This window comes from Streptomyces thermoalcalitolerans (assembly GCF_039525155.1).
Classification (GTDB): domain Bacteria; phylum Actinomycetota; class Actinomycetes; order Streptomycetales; family Streptomycetaceae; genus Streptomyces; species Streptomyces thermovulgaris.
Genome location: NZ_BAAAHG010000163.1, coordinates 1 through 567 on the forward strand (window position 1 = coordinate 1; position 567 = coordinate 567).

1 protein-coding gene is annotated in these 567 nt (G+C 58.9%); it reads right to left on the reverse strand.

The window, feature by feature from the left end; translation table 11 throughout:
- Positions 1 to 223 (reverse strand): zinc ribbon domain-containing protein (locus ABD224_RS29360; protein WP_344055374.1); only part of this gene is annotated, 223 nt, incomplete at its 3' end.
- Between the last annotated feature and the right edge of the window lie 344 nt (positions 224 to 567).

Sequence of the window (567 nt, forward strand, 5' to 3'; positions counted from 1 at the left end):
ACTTGAACCGCTTCTTGTTGCGGTTCGCTCGCTCGGCGTGCCCGCACAGCGGACATCGTTGACTCGTCTTGTACGGGTCAATCCAGCCAGTCGGAATCCCCTCGAACGACGCCTTGTACGATGTGTAGTATTGGAGGGCGCGGAACGGGAGGTGGTGCAAGCGTCGGTTCATCCGCGTGCCGTAGTCGATACTGTCGCGCATCTCTTTGATACCCTGTTGCACGTTCAATCTTAGTTCGCCAGAGGGGAGCAGATTCCTGTCAGACTCCACCCTTCTCGGCTGAACTGGTTCAATGAGGGACGGATTCTTGATAGATCACGATTACAGGCCAGCTGATTTCGCCGATTGATCAGGTACCAGTCAAGAAATACAGCCGCCTGAGAGCGATGCCTCTCAGGCGGCGAACCCTGATTTTCGGACGGGCGGGTTGCCGGTCAAATGAGCCGTCCTGGCGAGCGTATCAGCCCCGGTTTTCCCTGCCGCCTTGCGGTGGGAGGCGCTGCGGCGAGGGCACCCGCAGACAGAACGTCGTGCGTCTCAACATTGGTTTCCTTGCGGGCCCGCAC